Here is a 15,505-nt window from a genome sequence, read left to right as displayed (position 1 = left end):
CGAGGACTCATGGTGTCCGCCATTCGCCCTAGGGTCGTCGGCGTGAAGGTGTTGAGCCCACGGGCCCTTGGACGTGCGCTGCTCGAGCGGCAACTGTTGCTCGAGCGCGTCGACCTGCCTGTGGTGGCGGCGGTCGAGCGGGTGTTCGGGCTGAACGCGCAGAACCCGAATGATCCGTACCTGGCGCTGTGGACCCGACTCGAGTCCTTCACGATTCCCAGCCTGACTGCGGCGATCGAGGATGGGTCGCTGGTGCGGTCGACGATGATGCGGGCTACTCAGCACTTGATGTCGGTGGACGACTTCTGCTTCGTGCGGCCGGCGCTGGCGCCGTTGTTGCGCCGCGTGCAGCGCAACGCGTTCGGCCGCCGTACTGCCGGAGTCGATCTCGACGCGTTGGTTGTTGTGGTGCGAGAACTGCTTGCCGATGGGCGGACGATGACTCGGCCGGAGTTGGGCCGACTGCTCGCCGAACGCTGGCCGGTCGACGAACCGACAGCACTCGGCTGGACAGCGCAGTACCTGCAGCCTCTCATCCATCCGGCGCCGAGCGGGACGTGGAACGTGTACGGCGCAACGCCGTTCGCGCTCGGGCCGATCGGGATCGCGGACGTGCGCCGGATGGTCTTGCGCTACCTGGCCGCCTTCGGGCCGGCGACCGTTGCGGACGCGCGAACGTGGTCCGGGGTGAGCGGGCTGCGCGAGGTGTTCGCCGACCTGCGGCCTTCGCTGCAGGTGTACGCCGACGAGTCCGGGCGCGAACTGTACGACCTCCCCGATGCCCCACTGCCTCCCGAGGACATCGAGGCACCCATCAGATTCCTGCCCTCGTTCGACGCGACCCTCCTCGCCCACGCCGACCGCACCCGCATCATGACCAACGAGATCCGATCCCAGGTCTGCATAGGCGCCGGCGTAGCCCCCACCCTCCTCCTCAACGGCACCGTCGCCGCCACCTGGACCACCCAATCCACCCCCAACACCACCGTCCTACAAATCCACCCCCTCCGCCCCCTAACCAACCAGGAAGCCATCGAGTCCGAAGCTTTACGCCTCCTGACCTTCACCCACCCGACCAGCAGCAATCGCATCGAGTTCCTCCCACTCGAGAACTCGGGCGCGCACTAACTGCTGCCGTTCGAGGTGTGCCCGGAGAAGGCGGTGGACGCCGTCGAGAACGGAGATGCGACCGTCGGGCCGCCGTACGACGTCGATCGGGTAGCGCAGGTCAGCGGCCATCGTCCGCGCGTACTGGTCTCGGTAGGTCTCCGGGTCGGCAGCAACCTGCATCGGGCTGATGCGAAACGCTCTGCCCTGATGTGTCCAGAACGGAAGCTCCAGGTGCCACGCCAACTCGGCGACGTGGAGCTCGACGACTGGAAGGTCCAGCTTCCACAGCAGCTCGGGATCCCAGTGGAAGTCGAGGATGACGTCGTACAGCTCGGGCGGCACCTCGCTCGACAGCGGGAAAGGCCGTCGGCGGGGTGGACTGTTGTCGTGCATCGGGGGAAGGATAGGCGGGCCGGCTGGGGAGGTCGTGTGACTCATCTGCTTCGTGACAGTGGTGCGATGACGGTCTATGGCGGTCCAGCGGCCTCCGCGGTGGCCGGATCCGGAGTATCCACAGCACCTGCTTTTCGACATCGTCGTACCGGACACCGAAGCAACCGGCGCATTCGTGGGGTTGAGCGAGTGGTGTTCGACCTGGACGACGATGATGACCTGCCGAACCTGGCGTTCCAGCACGCGTCTGTCCGGCCGACGCGGTTCCCCGACCCGGACTGCCCGGACCAGATCCACTTCGACTACCGCTTCCCGGACGGCGCCCAGCGCGCGGTCCGGCGGGCCGTGGACATCGGCGCGATCCACCTGCGACCCAGCGAGTCCACGTCCCAGTGCTACGCGGACGCGTTCTGCCTATGAGACTCGGTGCGCTCACGATCATGTCCAGCCGGCCGCGGGAACTGGCCCGGTTCTACTCGCGACTGCTGAACTGGCCGTACCTCCGGGAGGAGGAACCGCGGCCGGGCGAGCCGCCGGAAGCCGGGTACGCCCTGGTCTGCCCGCCCGAGGGGGTCGCCGAGCCGGCGCTGAACTTCGACTACGAGGCCAATTACCGGCGCCCACAGTGGCCGGCAGTCGCTGGAGATCAGACGTCGACCATGCACCTCGACCTCGGCGTCGACGACCTGGACGCTGCGGTCACCTGGGCTCTCGAATGCGGCGCCACCCTCGCCCCCGTCCAACCACGGCCCGACGAACACCGCGTGATGCTCGACCCCGACGGCCACCCCTTCTGCCTCTGTCTGAACTGAGGCTCACCAGGTGGCGCGGGCCGCGACGAAGCTGCGGCCCTCGTAGAGGACCTCGCCACCGATCTCCCCGGCGAGCTGCTGTCCGGTCAGGTAGCGCTTGTAGATCCGGTGCCGGGACCCGTCGTTCAGCGTCCGATCCATCCACTGCTCCGGCCCGACCCCCGGCCGGATCGCGGTGTCGACCACGACCAGCTCGGCGGCCACCCGCCGTACCTCGGCCAGGAACACCTCCCGCTCATCCGGCGGCAGGTGCCCGTAGAAGTGCCCGGTCAGCACCCGATCAAAGGCCCGGGCGCCCACCGGCAACCGCAGCGCATCACCCACGACACCCCGCGGCACCCGCGGCCTGGCGACCTCGAGCATCGCCCGACTCCGATCCAGCCCGACCGTCATCCCGCGCAGGTGCTGCGTGAGAAACCCGGTGCCACAGGCAACATCAAGCGTCCGCGCCGCCGGCAACGCACGGATCACCTCGACCAACCGGTCGACGTCCTCAGCCCACCCCGGCGGATTCCGCCCCGCGAACTGACCGAGCCCGAGGTACCACTCGTCGTACTCCCCGGCCCGCCGCTCGTAGTAGGCCGCCGTACCGTCGTCGCGCGCGAAGGCAGGCACCGGATCCGACATACGTAAAGTCCTACCCTTCGAGACCCGCCCCGCGAAAGCCCTTGACGACGCGGAGCACCGGGGCAGTCTCGACGGTGTGTACGCCGGCCAGCGGGGACACGTGGTCCGTGAGGTAGGCGTAGAGGTGCGCTGAGTCGCGGCAGATCGCGTGCGCGACGACGTTCGTCGGCCCGGTGGTGACCGCGACGAACGAGATCTCCGGATGCGCGGCCAGCGCGTCAGCGACGAACGCCGCCGGCTGAGCAGTTATCCACAGCCGAGCCTCGGCCCGGTATCCGAGCGCCGCCGGCGGGACTTCCACATCGAACCTCAACACCCCGGTACGGCGGAGGTAGTCCAGCCGCCGCGCAACGGTCGACTGCGACCACCCGGTCGCTCGGACGAGTTCGGCGTACGGCGCCCGGCCGTCGACTCCGAGGACCTCGAGCAGCCGCCGATCCCGCGTATCGAGAACCACCGCGGCATCCAGCAACTCCGGCCCCGGCCGCCGGCGCAGCCGTGCCTGCCGGTCCGCGTCGAGGATCTCGATCGCGCCCCAACTCGGCGGGCGACCGGTCGGCAGGAGCTCGTGAGCAGTCACCCCGAGTACGCCGCGACTCCATTGCAGCTCCCCGATCAGCACCTCATCGTCGCTCGACGGCTGACAGTCGCAGCTGACCTCGGTCCCGCCTGACAGCACCTGGACCCAGAACGTGTCCGCCCGCTGGGCCAGGGCGTCCGCGATCGGCTCGGCGACATCCGGCGTACAGCGAATCCGGACCGTCCACCACCGATACCCGAGCCGAACTCCGTCGGTGATGCCGACCACCCGCAGTACGCCGCCCGCCTGCAACCGCCGGTACCGACGAGCCACCGTGTGCTCCGAAATCCCGAGCACCCCCGCGACAGCACTGAACGGCACCCGCCCATCGATCCGCAGCGAGTGCACCAGCCCGCGATCGATCTCGTCCAAGGTGACGGATTGGGCCACAAGTCGACTCTATCGCGCTAGATATCCCCAGCACTATCCACAGGTGTGCACAACCCGTGGATTTGGGGTTCTGTCCTTGCGGCTGGTTCGGCGGAAGAGTGAGGCGGCCCGACCGATGGCCAGTCCCGGAGCCTCATCCAACGATCGCGGGCGGAGTTGCGCCTCACGCGGCGTGAGAGATTAGCGTCGGTCGTGGGTGATCACATGGACGATCGGCGGTGGAAGGTCGGCGAACTGGCGGCAGCGGCGGCCGTCACCATGCGCACCCTGCACCACTTCGACGAGATCGGTTTGGTGTGCCCCGCCGAGCATTCGGCAGCGGGACACCGGCTCTGTACGAGCGAGGATGTCCGACGGCTGTAGCAGGTGCTCGCGCTTCGTGATCTCGGGATGCCTCTGAACGAGGTCGCCGGGTCTCTGGACCATGCCGTCGATGACCTCCGGTTGCCCGTACAGCGTCAGCTCGACCAGGTCAGTCAGCGGATCAGCGCGCAGCAGCATCTCCGTCGGCGACTCGAAGCGATCCTCCGCGCCATGCAACAGGCTCGGGATCCCTCGAAGCGAAGCTGAACGAGGAGGCGCAAGCTCACGTCGCGCGGGGAACGGACCCGAGCGACCCGGCCGTGCAGGCGCTCGCTCAGCGCTGGACTGATCTGATGGACGAGATGACCGGGGGTGACAGACGCGTCCTTGCCGCCATGTACGCCAAGTTGGACGGCAAAGGACCGGAAGCCGCGACCCTCGGCGTCGTCAGCGCCGAAGCGTGGGACTACATCAAACGCGCCTTCGCCGTCGGCTTCGGCCGGCCATCGTGAACCATCAGGTCCGCGGCAGTCGCTCGCAGGGGATTGCTCTCCGCCAAGCTGCGGCGCCCTCCGGCCCTTTGATGTGAGACGGTGCGCCGCAGGGCGTACTCGCGCTCAGGACCCATTGCCGTTCAATCAGAGACGGCGGCTGCTCTGTTCCGGCGCCGTTGCGTCACGAGACAATGCCGTCGGATGAGGCAGGCGAGTCTACTCCCGAGGAGGCCTGATGATCCGCGCTCTCGATGGCATGCCCGCCGGTGTCCTCGGCTTCGAGGCCGGCGGCGAACTCAGTACGTCGGACTACGCCCAGGTTCTGGCCCCGGCGCTCGAGGCCGCGTCGGCCGACGGTAGCAAGATCCGTGTCGTGCTGGTCTTCGCTGGTCCCTTCTCCGGCATGGAGCCCGGCGCCCTGTGGGAAGACCTCAAGCTCGGCATCCGCGATTGGAACGCGTGGGAGCGGATCGCACTCGTGACCGATATCCGATGGATGCGGGACGGTTTGCGCTTCTTCGCATGGGCCGTGCCCGGCGAGGCTCGGGTCTTCGATCTTGACCAGCGAGACCAGGCAGCCGAATGGGCGGCAGGCTCTCCGTGAACGATGAGCCTCGGGACAGCCTGGAGGCAGTCGTCGAGCCTCGCACGATCCACGTGTGGGTCACGGCAGGCGAGCTCGCGGGACCATGGGGCGGTCGACCGCGGGCGAAAGCCCGCAAGTTCGCGGGCGGGCGACAGCACGCAGAGGGCGCGCGGCAGCGCGCAACCCGAGGGTGGGTGGGAGCGGCCGGCGAGCACGCGACGAAGGAGCGGGCGTAGCGGACGCGTGGGTCGACCACAGTCCGCGGCGCGGCGCCGCGTGGGGAGGAAATTGTGGAGACGAGGGGACTTGAACCCCTAACCCCTGCCTTGCAAAGGCAGTGCTCTGCCAGTTGAGCTACGCCCCCGTGGGGGTTTGGTCAGCGGCCCGGGGTGACCGGGTCGACGGCCTCGGCCCAGAGGTCCTTCTCGGCGCGGGACTGCTGGGTCTTCTTGTACGCGAAGTATCCACCGATGCTGGCCACCAGCACCAGCAGGATCTTCTTCAGCACCGGGACTCCTCGGATCGGGGTTCACGATCGTGATGGTGGGCCTAACTGGACTTGAACCAGTGACCTCTGCCTTATCAGGGCAGCGCTCTAACCGTCTGAGCTATAGGCCCGCGTTGCGGGGGTCGAACCCGGGAGAGATTACCGCACCAAGTGCCCTACTCCCAAACCGGTTCCGGCCAGGCCGCGGACGGGCCCGGCCGGAGACCGCGAATGCCTGTCAGTCCTCCGATGCCAGCGTGACTTCGAGGCCGCCCAGCAGGGTGGCGGCGATGTTGTAGAGGAAGGACCCGAGCGTCGCGAGCGCGGTGATGATGAGGACGTCCGCGCACGCGAGCAGCGTGGTGAATCCCATCACCTTGCCGGTGTTGATGTAGTTCTCGATCCGGAACGGCTCGGCCGCCGGCGTCCCCAGCACCTCGGTGACGGTGTTGTTGATGTTGTCGAACACACCGGCCGCACCGATCGCGGACCAGACGATGAAGACCGCGACCCAGGTGACGATGCCGAACGCGATCGCCAGCAGGAACGACGTCTTCATCACCGACCACGGGTCGATCCGCGACATCCGCAGCCGCGCCTTGCGGGTCTGCGGCCGACTCGAGGTCTGCGGCCGGCTCGAGGTCTTCGGCGCCCTCTCGGCCTTCGCAGCCTTGTGCTCCGCCTTCTCGTGCTTGTCCGGCTTCGCGTCCTTGACCGCGCCGGCCTTGTCCAGCACCGCCTGCCGGGCCGCGCTGACCCGGTCGCCGATGCTGGCCGGCTTCGCGCCGTCCTTCCCGGTCACTCCGTACGACGAAGCACCAGCCGCCGGCGCACCAGCGGCGGGAGCGGACCACGGCTCGGGACGCCCCGGCGTACTCGGGCTCGGCGTGACCTGACCCGGATTGGCCGGACGGGAGGCCGGACGAACCGGCGGCTGCTGCGGCGGCCGCACCGGCGCGGACTGCGGCGTACCGGACCGGCCGGCCGGCGACTGACCGCGACCAGACGAGCCCAAACCAGATGAGCCCGGGCCGGCGGAGCCGGAGCCAGACGACCCAGGTCCAGACGAGCCAACGCCAGACGGACCGGACGGTGACGCACCGGACTGGCCCGGTCGCGGCTGGCCACCGGACGGCCGGTAGTCACCGGATCGGGGCTGGCCGTTGCCGCTCGAGGCGGCGGTGGAACGACCGTTGGAGGCCGGGTCGGCCGGTGGCGTGGACGGCTTCTTACCGGAGCTGTCCGTCGCACCGTCGGGCCATGTCGGCCTCGCGCGGTTGGTCATCAGTTGCCCTCCTGGCCGGCTTCGTCGTCTTCGACGGTAGCCGCGCCGTCGACGTCCGTCGAACGCTGGTCATCAGTCTGGACGCTCTCAGGGGTGGTTTCGGTTGTCGATCCGTCCACATCCTGGGCACCTTCTTCAGAGGATGTACCCGCTTCGGCGTCCTCGGATTCGTCGCCGTTGCCGTTCAGGCTGAGATCGGTGTTCCGGGCGATCGCGACCACCGCGTCGGACTCGCCGACGCCGGCGAACCGGACGCCCATGGTGTCGCGGCCCTTGACCGGCACACTGTCCACCCGGCTGCGGACGACCTGGCCGCTGGCCTTGATCGCCAGCACCTGGTCCTCGTCGACCACGATGATCGCGCCGACCAGCGAGCCGCGCTCGTCGTTCAGCTTGACCGCCTTGATACCGAGACCGCCGCGGCCCTGCTGCCGGTACTCCGACACCCGGCTGCGCTTGGCGTACCCGGCGTCGGTCACGGTGAAGACGTACTGCGCGTCCTCCTCGGAGCCGGCCCGGATCACCGACATCGACAGCAGCTCGTCACCGGAGCGGAACTTCATCCCGGTCACGCCGGAGGTGGCCCGGCCCATCGGGCGGAGCTGCTCGTCGTTCGCGGTGAACCGGATCGACTGGCCCTTGCGGGACACCAGCAGCAGGTCGTCCTCGGCGGTGGCCAGGTCGGCGCCGATCAGCTCGTCGTCCTCCTCGCGGAAGTTCACCGCGATGATACCGCTCTGCCGGGCAGAGTCGTAGTCGGTCAGCGCCGTCTTCTTGACCAGGCCCTTCTTGGTCGCCAGCACCAGGTAGTCAGCCTGCTCGTAGTCACGCAGCGTCAGCACCTGGGCGATCTCCTCGTCCGGCTGGAACGAGAGCAGGCCGGCCACGTGCGAGCCCTTCGCGTCCCGGGCGGACTCGGGCAGCTGCCACACCTTGGCCCGGTAGACCCGGCCCTTGGTGGTGAAGAACAGCATCCAGTGGTGGTTCGTGGTGGCGAAGAAGTGGCTGATCTCGTCCTCGGCCCGCAACTGGGCGCCGCGGACACCCTTGCCGCCGCGGTGCTGCACCCGGTACTGGTCGGTCTTGGTCCGCTTCGCGTACCCGCCGCGGGTGATGGTGACGACCACGTCCTCGTCCGGCACCAGGTCCTGCACGGACAGGTCGCCGTCGGCCGCGATGATCTCGGTACGGCGCTCGTCGCCGTACTTGTCGACGATCTCGGCGAGCTCGTCGCGGACGATCGTGCGCTGCCGCTCCGGGCTGGCAAGGATGTCCTCGAGGTCGGCGATGATCGCCTCGAGCTCCTGCAACCGCTCGATGATCTTCTGCCGCTCCAGGGCGGCCAGCCGGCGCAGCTGCATGTCCAGGATCGCCTGGGCCTGGATCTCGTCGATGTCGAGCAGCTGGATCAGGCCGCTGCGGGCCTCGTCCACGTCGGGGCTGCGCCGGATCAGCGCGATCACCTCGTCGAGGGCGTCCAGCGCCTTCACGTACCCGCGGTAGATGTGCGCGTTCTTCTCCGCCTCGCGCAGCCGGAACCGGGTCCGCCGCTGGATGACCTCGATCTGGTGGTCGATCCAGTGGCTGATGAACAGGTCCAGGCTGAGCGTGCGCGGCACACCGTCCACCAGCGCCAGCATGTTGCACCCGAAGGTGTCCTGCAGCTGGGTGTGCTTGTAGAGGTTGTTCAGTACGACGCGGGGCTGAGCGTCCCGCTTCAGCACGATCACCAGCCGCTGGCCGGTCCGGGACGAGCTGTCGTCGCGGATGTCGGCGATGCCGTTGATCTTGCCGGTGTTCACCAGCTCGGCGATCTTCTGCGCCAGGTTGTCCGGGTTCACCATGTACGGCAGCTGGGTGACGACCAGGCTGGTGCGGCCCTTCGCGTCCTCCTCGATGTCGACGACCGCGCGCATCGTGACCGAGCCGCGGCCGGTGCGATACGCGTCGTCGATGCCCTTGTAGCCGACGATCAGGGCGCCGTTCGGGAAGTCCGGGCCCTTGATGTTCTGCAGGCAGGCCTCGAGCAGCTCTTCCTGGGTCGCGTCCGGGTGCGCCAGCGACCACTCGACGGCGGCCGCGACCTCGCGCAGGTTGTGCGGCGGGATCTGGGTCGCCATCCCGACCGCGATCCCGGACGAGCCGTTGACCAGCAGGTTCGGGAAGCGGCTCGGCAGGATCACCGGCTCCTGCGACTTACCGTCGTAGTTGGGCCGGAAGTCGACGGTGTCCTGGTCGATGTCGCGGACCATCTCCATCGCCAGCGGCGCCATCCGGCACTCGGTGTACCGCATCGCGGCGGCCGGGTCGTTACCCGGCGAGCCGAAGTTGCCCTGGCCCTGGATCAGCGGCGCCCGCATCACCCACGGCTGGGCGAGCCGGACCAGGGTGTCGTAGATCGCCGAGTCGCCGTGCGGGTGGTACTGACCCATGACGTCACCGACGACGCGGGAGCACTTCGAGAAACCACGGTCCGGCCGGTAGCCGCCGTCGTACATCGCGTAGAGGATGCGGCGGTGCACCGGCTTGAGGCCGTCGCGGACCTCGGGCAGCGCGCGGCCGACGATGACCGCCATCGCGTAGTCGAGGTACGACTGCTGCATCTCGGTCTGCAGGTCGAGGGGCTCGACCCGGTCGTGGCCCGGCGAGGTGGGGGTCTCGGTCATGAAAAGCTCGTCCCGTTCAGTTCAGTACGTCGGTCAAGTGGGGCGGGCGGAGCGCAGCCCGGGGCAGAGCGGGCCGCGCGTCCATCAGATGTCGAGGAAGCGAACGTCCTTGGCGTTGCGCTGGATGAAGCTGCGCCGCGCCTCGATGTCGTCGCCCATCAGCGTCTGGAACGTCTCGTCGGCACGCACCGCGTCGTCCAGCGTGATCTGCAGCAGCACCCGATTGGCCGGGTCCATCGTGGTCTCCCACAGCTCGTTCGCGTTCATCTCGCCGAGACCCTTGTAGCGCTGGATCGGGTTCTCCTTGGGCAGCTTCTTGCCCGCCTCGGCGCCGGCCTCGAGCAGCCCGTCGCGCTCCCGGTCGGTGTAGGCGAGCTCGTGCGCCGAGTTGCTCCAGCGGATCTTGTACAGCGGCGGCTGGGCGGCGTACACGTGCCCGCGCTCGATCAGCGGCCGCATGAACCGGAACAGCAGGGTCAGCAGCAGGGTCCGGATGTGCTGGCCGTCGACGTCGGCGTCGGCCATCAGCACGATCTTGTGGTACCGGAGCTTCTCCTCGTCGAAGTCCTCGTGGATGCCGGTGCCGAGCGCGGAGATGATCGCCTGCACCTCGTTGTTCTGCAGGACCTTGTCGATCCGGGCCTTCTCGACGTTCAGGATCTTGCCGCGGATCGGCAGGATGGCCTGGAACTTCGGGTCCCGGCCGCCCTTGGCGGAGCCACCGGCCGAGTCACCCTCGACGATGTAGACCTCGCACTCCTCCGGGTTGGTCGACTGGCAGTCGGACAGCTTGCCCGGCAGCCCGCCGCCGCCCAGCAGACCCTTGCGGTTGCGGGCCAGGTCGCGCGCCTTCCGGGCCGCGATCCGGGCACTCGCCGCGGCGGTCGCCTTGCGGATGATCTCGCGGCCCTCGGCCGGGTTCTGCTCGAACCAGGCGCCGAGCTTGTCGTTCACGACCCGCTGGACGAAACCCTTGACCTCGGTGTTGCCGAGCTTGGTCTTGGTCTGTCCCTCGAACTGCGGCTCACCCAGCTTGACCGAGATGATCGCGGTCAGGCCTTCCCGGATGTCGTCACCGGTGAGCCGGTCCTCCTTCTTCTTGATCATGCCCTGGTCCTCGCCGAACGAGTTGACCAGCGAGGTGAGCGCGGCCCGGAAGCCTTCCTCGTGGGTGCCGCCCTCGTGGGTGTTGATCGCGTTCGCGAAGGTGTGCACCGACTCCTGGAACGAGCCGCTCCACTGCAGCGCGACCTCGAGGCTCATGCTGTTCTCGCCGTTGGCCGCGGCCTCGAACGAGATCACGTCGCGGTGCACGGTCTCCCGGATGCCGGTCAGGTACTTCACGTAGTCGACCAGGCCGTTGTCGTACTTGAACGACTGCTCGACCGGGTTGCCGTCCTCGGTGTGGTCCGGCCGCTCGTCCCGGATCACGATCTCCAGGCCCTTGTTCAGGAAGGCCATCTCGCGGAACCGGGTGGACAGCGTCTCGTAGGAGTACGTCGTGGTCTCGAAGATGTCCGGGTTCGCCCAGAAGGTGATCGTCGTACCGTGCTCGTCGGACGGGCCGACCTCGGCCAGCTCCTCGTCCGGCACGCCCATGGTGAAGGACTGGGTGTACTCCTGGCCGTTCTGCATGACGTCGACGCGGAGCCGGGTGGACAGCGCGTTCACCACGGACACACCGACACCGTGCAGACCGCCGGACACCTTGTACCCGCCGCCGCCGAACTTGCCGCCGGCGTGCAGCACGGTCAGTACGACTGTGACGGCCGGCTTGCCCTCGGACTCGACGATGCCGACCGGAATGCCGCGGCCGTTGTCCACGACCCGGATGCCGCCGTCGGGGAGCAGCGTGACGACGATCTTGTCGCAGACGCCTGCCATCGCCTCGTCCACCGCGTTGTCGACCACTTCGGTGACCAGGTGGTGCAGTCCGCGCTCACCGGTCGAGCCGATGTACATACCCGGCCGTTTCCGGACCGCGTCGAGGCCCTCGAGGACCTGGATCGCGCTGGCGTCGTACTCCCGCTCCACGACGTTGGAGGGGACCTCACTGTCGGGTACGACGGTGCCGATGGGGTCGGCGGACTGGTTGGCGTCGATCTCGGTCGGCTCGTCGGTCACCGGTGGTTGTCCTCCTCAGACCTCGCGTCTGCGAGGCATCGCGGCACAGTGGAAGCCGCCCTCTGCAGTGTTGTCAGAGGTGCGGCTCGCCCTACACGGTCCATTCTACCTGTCGACCGAAGCAGAACCTGCCATCAGGAGGCCGAAACTGTGGACTGGGCGTCTTTTCGCCCTCCTCGCCATGTCCCCTCTCGCGGGTAGGGGGCTCAAAAGCGCTCACGGGCCCTCAGCGGCCTCCGAGAGATCCGGGTACGGCGGTCTCGGGATCGAGACCGAACCCACCGGTCCAGACCACTGAGCGTACGACCCGACAGGGGGCCGTCGCGGACCCACGGACCTTTAGGATCGCTGCCGTGGAAAGTCTCGACGACGTCATCGACGCCATGATCGCCGACCGGGTGATTCACCGGCACCGGCGCAAGTGGCTGATCGCGATCGCCCTCGTCGTCGTACTCGCCCTGGTGATCCTGGCCACCGGCGGCTGGAAGGAGCGGAAGGGCCGGACGGTCCCCACGCTGACCGCGCCGGTGACCGTCGAGTCCGGCAAGTGGGAGTACAACTTCACCAAGGCCGAGATCCGGGTCAAGAAGGCGGGGGAGTACACCGACGCCGAGACCGAGCTCCGGGTCTACTTCGACCTGAAGAACATCGACGAGGAGGAGAAGACCAGCGACAGCCTGGAGGGCAAGCTGCTGGTCTTCGTCCCGGGCGGCGGCGCGGAGTATGTCAAGTCCAACGGCGGCGACTGCCGCGGCGCGCTGAACTGGAAGGTCGTCTACGGCCTGCCTCCGGAGAGTTGCTACACCACCTTCGAGGTGGCACCCGACTTCACCTCGAACCTGGTCGAGATCGGTGTCCTGGGTGAGCGGTACGAGGGCGACGACAGCCTGTTCGGCGCCAACGACGATCCGTACTGGCAGAACGAGCGGCCGGACGCCGTCGTTCAGCTGAAGCCCGAGACCGTCGACGTCACGGAGGGCGACAAGTGAAGCTCTATCGGCCGGCCACCGTGCTCGTCGGCATCCTGTTCGTCCTGCTCGGCGGCGTCACCCGGCTGGCTGCTCCGGAACAGGTGTTCGAGGACCAGCATCTGATCGCCGTAGGCGGCACGATCGGCGAGCCGCTGAAGTACGCCGGCTCCGACTCGACCGTGACCATCACCCGGATGAAGTTCGCCAAGACGCTGGTCGAGGAGGACGGCAGCGACGACGACAAGCCGTTCGAGACGAACGGCGTCTACGTCGCCCTCGAGTGGGACACCGTGCGCGGGATCGAGAAGCCGGCCAACACCGGCCCCAGCCTGGTCGCCGACGGCGGCACGATCTACCATCCGATCGGCGGACTGACCGACTCCGGGATCGACTTCCCCGAAGCGGGTTTCGCCAAGACCGGCGCGATCGTCTTCGAGGTGAACCCGACCGACCTCAAGGGGCTCAAACTGGAGATCCGGCCAAGTATGTTGTTCACCGTTCTGAACTCCTACGTCGAGGTCGACCTCGGCATCCCGAGTGAAGAGGTCGCCCAGGAACTCGTCGACGGCGCCGACGCGCAGTACGTGCTGCAGGACCCGGTGATCCGGGTGGCGTCGTCATGAGGGGCCTGAACCGAGCCGCCCGGCTGGCCGCCCAGATCTCGCTGCTGCTGGCGTTGATGTCCACCAGCGTGTACATGGTGACCCGCGTCTACCTGGACGACGAGGAGCGGATCTACAACGAGGGCAACATCAACGAGGTCGCCACCAGCGGCGGCCCGGTGACGATCGGCCACGTCGAGTGGAAGCTCGACTCGCTGCAGCCCTACACCCGGATCGTCGACAAGAAGGGCGAGGAGATCGGGATGGGCAGCACCGCCGGCGCCGTCCTGATGATCGCCAAGCTGACCGCGACCCCGCGGAAGGGCGTCTACCTCAAGGACGGCGGCTTCACCTGCGGCGCGGACCTGTGGGACGACCGCGGCAACGTCTGGCAGGCCGGGCAGAACACCTCCGACTGGGAGCTGCCGACCAACTGCTACGCCGACGACAGCGACGACGACGGCAAGGACGAGGGGTTCGAGCTCGACAAGCCGCGTCAGGTGGCGATGATCTACGTCATCCCGGCGGACGCCGCGTCGCACGTCGTGGGTGTGAGCATGCAGGACCGGAACGGCTTCCGCCGAGTCCTCATCACTCCCTGAGCCATCCCGCCGTACGGCGATCCCGACCGAGCATCCCGCCGTACGCCGATCCGACCGAGCGCCTCGCCGTACGGCGATCGGGCCGGAAGGCTCAGGCGGAGGGCTGGGCCGACTTCTCGGCTTCGGCGGCCTCGGCGGCTGCGGCCTCGGCCCGCCGCTCGCTGCTCACCGAGATGCACAGGTCGAACGCGGCCGCGAGCAGCGCGATCCGCAGCGTCTCGAAGATCGCGTTGTCGATCATCGACGCGAGCTCGGCGTTCATCAGGCCCCAGCGCTCGCCGTGCACACCGATCGCCCGCTGGATCGCCACGAACGCCCACTCGTCGGCGAGCACCCAGAACGTGTAGACCATGCAGACAACGCCCAGGAACACCGGCCCGACCCGCACCAGCAGCCGGAACGCGTTCAGCGTCGGGTAGAACTTCTCCCGCAGACCGCCGAGCACCAGGTTCGGCGCCTTGCTGGTGAGCGCGACCACCCGGTTCTGCTTCGGGGCCTCGGCCTCGAGCTGGCCACCGAACCGCTGCTCGATGCGCGTGCCGCGGAAGACGCCGCCACTGGACAGCACCCGGTGGCCGAACACGACCGTGGTGATCGCCAGCCAGGTCAGCGGCTCGGCGACGCCCAGCTTGAACAACGGCCAGAGGGTCTCCCAGAAGAAGCCCCAGAGGAACTCGAGGCCGGCCGGGACCGGGATGTTGATGCCGGCGAAGAAGTCCTTCAGCCCGTCCCACCAGTCGACCGACCAGTACCAGAACGAACGCACCTCGAACCAGTCCTTGGCATCGTCGATCGCGAACGGCACGACCACGACGGTGATCAGCAGGAAGAACGCCTCGGCCCAGACCTGGACGAACTTGGCCGGCCGGCTCGGCCAGCGGTCGTCGACCGCCTGGATCACCCGGCGCAGCACCAGCAGGATGACGATCGCCGGCAGGTACTTGTGCCAGGCCCCGTTGGCCAGGTCGAAGAAGCCCGAACCGGGCTGCATGCCGCGCTCGACCATGTTGCTGACGTTGAGCATGGAGACCTGGTCCTCCAGGAATCCCCAGGCCGACCAGACCGCGACCAGCGGCAGCAGTGTCACGGCCAGCAGCTCCAGCAGCCCCTGCTGGGTCGGGTCCGACGTCTCCTCGGCCTGGTTGCTCGCCGCGTCCCGCCAGCGGTACAGCGAGTTCGCACAGGCCCGGATCATGCCGACGTACGCGGCGATCTGGATCAGCACACCGGCCGAGAACACACCGACGCCGATACTCGAGTGCGAGTGCTCGGCCAGCCAGATGGCGCACTCCATGCAGACCTTGAACCCGACGTACCCGGCGAAGAACCAGGTCACCATGGGCAGCAGGTTCCGCCACCACAACCGGAAGGTGTCTCCGATCAGGCGGACCATCTCGATGAAGCCGTCGACGATCGTGCGCATCGCGCCTGATCCTAGGGGAGGGGCGGGTCGCTGGAGCAATTCGCTCTCGG

Annotated in this window: 18 protein-coding genes and 2 tRNA genes; 10 read left to right on the top strand and 10 right to left on the bottom strand. The window is 68.0% G+C overall.

Going from position 1 to position 15,505, the window contains the following annotated elements; all coding sequences use genetic code 11:
* Positions 1-42: 42 nt before the first annotated feature.
* A complete protein-coding gene (locus AB0H36_RS24945; RefSeq protein WP_360527869.1) occupies positions 43-1,128 on the top strand; it encodes a winged helix DNA-binding domain-containing protein in 1,086 nt (361 codons plus the stop codon).
* On the opposite strand, the gene AB0H36_RS24940 is transcribed toward AB0H36_RS24945, so the two are convergent.
* Positions 1,048-1,503, bottom strand: a complete 456-nt coding sequence (locus tag AB0H36_RS24940) for a hypothetical protein (protein ID WP_360527866.1) — start codon at positions 1,501-1,503, stop codon at positions 1,048-1,050. The genes AB0H36_RS24945 and AB0H36_RS24940 overlap by 81 nt on opposite strands.
* Positions 1,504-1,692: 189 nt before the next feature.
* On the opposite strand from AB0H36_RS24940, the gene AB0H36_RS24935 reads away from it, so the two are divergent.
* Positions 1,693-1,923, top strand: coding sequence for a hypothetical protein (locus tag AB0H36_RS24935; RefSeq protein WP_360527863.1), 231 nt, complete (start codon positions 1,693-1,695; stop codon positions 1,921-1,923).
* Complete coding sequence (locus tag AB0H36_RS24930; protein WP_360527860.1) at positions 1,920-2,315, top strand: VOC family protein; 396 nt, start codon at positions 1,920-1,922, stop codon at positions 2,313-2,315. Before AB0H36_RS24935 ends, AB0H36_RS24930 begins: the two co-directional genes overlap by 4 nt.
* A gap of 3 nt (positions 2,316-2,318) precedes the next feature.
* On the opposite strand, the gene AB0H36_RS24925 is transcribed toward AB0H36_RS24930, so the two are convergent.
* Both AB0H36_RS24925 and AB0H36_RS24920 read right to left on the bottom strand, forming a co-directional pair.
* Complete coding sequence (locus AB0H36_RS24925) at positions 2,319-2,942, bottom strand: class I SAM-dependent methyltransferase (protein WP_360527857.1); 624 nt, start codon at positions 2,940-2,942, stop codon at positions 2,319-2,321.
* Between the two features lie 10 nt (positions 2,943-2,952).
* Positions 2,953-3,912: an AsnC family transcriptional regulator gene (locus AB0H36_RS24920; protein WP_360527854.1), complete on the bottom strand. Its 960-nt coding sequence runs from the start codon at positions 3,910-3,912 to the stop codon at positions 2,953-2,955.
* A 204-nt stretch (positions 3,913-4,116) separates the two neighbouring features.
* Here AB0H36_RS24920 and AB0H36_RS24915 point away from each other — a divergent pair, with 204 nt between their 5' ends.
* From AB0H36_RS24915 to AB0H36_RS24900, 4 genes are all read left to right on the top strand, one after another.
* The gene (locus tag AB0H36_RS24915; protein ID WP_360527851.1) at positions 4,117-4,275 is read left to right on the top strand and encodes a MerR family transcriptional regulator; all 159 of its coding nucleotides are present in this window, start codon (positions 4,117-4,119) and stop codon (positions 4,273-4,275) included.
* Between the two features lie 27 nt (positions 4,276-4,302).
* A complete protein-coding gene (locus AB0H36_RS24910) occupies positions 4,303-4,482 on the top strand; it encodes a hypothetical protein (RefSeq protein ID WP_360527848.1) in 180 nt (59 codons plus the stop codon).
* A complete protein-coding gene (locus AB0H36_RS24905; RefSeq protein WP_360528065.1) occupies positions 4,479-4,727 on the top strand; it encodes a TipAS antibiotic-recognition domain-containing protein in 249 nt (82 codons plus the stop codon). Before AB0H36_RS24910 ends, AB0H36_RS24905 begins: the two co-directional genes overlap by 4 nt.
* A 217-nt stretch (positions 4,728-4,944) precedes the next feature.
* Positions 4,945-5,313: an STAS/SEC14 domain-containing protein gene (locus AB0H36_RS24900; RefSeq protein ID WP_360527845.1), complete on the top strand. Its 369-nt coding sequence runs from the start codon at positions 4,945-4,947 to the stop codon at positions 5,311-5,313.
* Between the two features lie 273 nt (positions 5,314-5,586).
* On the opposite strand, the gene AB0H36_RS24895 is transcribed toward AB0H36_RS24900, so the two are convergent.
* The 6 genes from AB0H36_RS24895 to gyrB form a co-directional block, all read right to left on the bottom strand.
* Positions 5,587-5,659: transfer RNA gene (locus tag AB0H36_RS24895), tRNA-Ala, on the bottom strand.
* 12 nt (positions 5,660-5,671) lie between these two features.
* Positions 5,672-5,800 (bottom strand): DLW-39 family protein, encoded by a 129-nt coding sequence (locus AB0H36_RS24890; protein WP_325052860.1) that lies wholly within the window; start codon positions 5,798-5,800, stop codon positions 5,672-5,674.
* 36 nt (positions 5,801-5,836) lie between these two features.
* A tRNA-Ile gene (locus AB0H36_RS24885) sits at positions 5,837-5,913 on the bottom strand.
* A 107-nt stretch (positions 5,914-6,020) separates the two neighbouring features.
* Positions 6,021-6,797 (bottom strand): DUF3566 domain-containing protein, encoded by a 777-nt coding sequence (locus AB0H36_RS24880; protein WP_360527842.1) that lies wholly within the window; start codon positions 6,795-6,797, stop codon positions 6,021-6,023.
* Between the two features lie 269 nt (positions 6,798-7,066).
* Positions 7,067-9,733: a DNA gyrase subunit A gene (gyrA, locus tag AB0H36_RS24875; protein ID WP_360527839.1), complete on the bottom strand. Its 2,667-nt coding sequence runs from the start codon at positions 9,731-9,733 to the stop codon at positions 7,067-7,069.
* A gap of 84 nt (positions 9,734-9,817) precedes the next feature.
* Positions 9,818-11,809 carry a DNA topoisomerase (ATP-hydrolyzing) subunit B gene (gyrB, locus tag AB0H36_RS24870; RefSeq protein WP_360528062.1) on the bottom strand — a complete coding sequence of 664 codons (1,992 nt, stop codon included), beginning with the start codon at positions 11,807-11,809 and terminating at the stop codon, positions 9,818-9,820.
* A gap of 401 nt (positions 11,810-12,210) precedes the next feature.
* Between gyrB and AB0H36_RS24865 the strand changes: the two genes are divergently transcribed.
* Genes AB0H36_RS24865 through AB0H36_RS24855 form a run of 3 tightly spaced genes read left to right on the top strand, consistent with a single transcriptional unit; the run spans position 12,211 to position 14,032 of the window.
* Positions 12,211-12,846 (top strand): hypothetical protein, encoded by a 636-nt coding sequence (locus tag AB0H36_RS24865; protein ID WP_360527836.1) that lies wholly within the window; start codon positions 12,211-12,213, stop codon positions 12,844-12,846.
* Positions 12,843-13,451, top strand: coding sequence for a hypothetical protein (locus AB0H36_RS24860; protein WP_360527834.1), 609 nt, complete (start codon positions 12,843-12,845; stop codon positions 13,449-13,451). The genes AB0H36_RS24865 and AB0H36_RS24860 overlap by 4 nt, the downstream gene beginning before the upstream one ends.
* The gene (locus AB0H36_RS24855) at positions 13,448-14,032 is read left to right on the top strand and encodes a hypothetical protein (RefSeq protein ID WP_360527831.1); all 585 of its coding nucleotides are present in this window, start codon (positions 13,448-13,450) and stop codon (positions 14,030-14,032) included. The genes AB0H36_RS24860 and AB0H36_RS24855 overlap by 4 nt, the downstream gene beginning before the upstream one ends.
* Before the next feature lie 91 nt (positions 14,033-14,123).
* Here the strand turns inward: AB0H36_RS24855 and AB0H36_RS24850 are convergent, their stop codons facing one another.
* Complete coding sequence (locus tag AB0H36_RS24850; RefSeq protein WP_360527828.1) at positions 14,124-15,455, bottom strand: hypothetical protein; 1,332 nt, start codon at positions 15,453-15,455, stop codon at positions 14,124-14,126.
* Positions 15,456-15,505: the final 50 nt, after the last annotated feature.

The organism is Kribbella sp. NPDC050820 (assembly GCF_040653975.1).
Classification (GTDB): domain Bacteria; phylum Actinomycetota; class Actinomycetes; order Propionibacteriales; family Kribbellaceae; genus Kribbella.
Note: the sequence above shows the minus strand (reverse complement) of the source record. Positions and strands in the feature narration are given on the sequence as shown.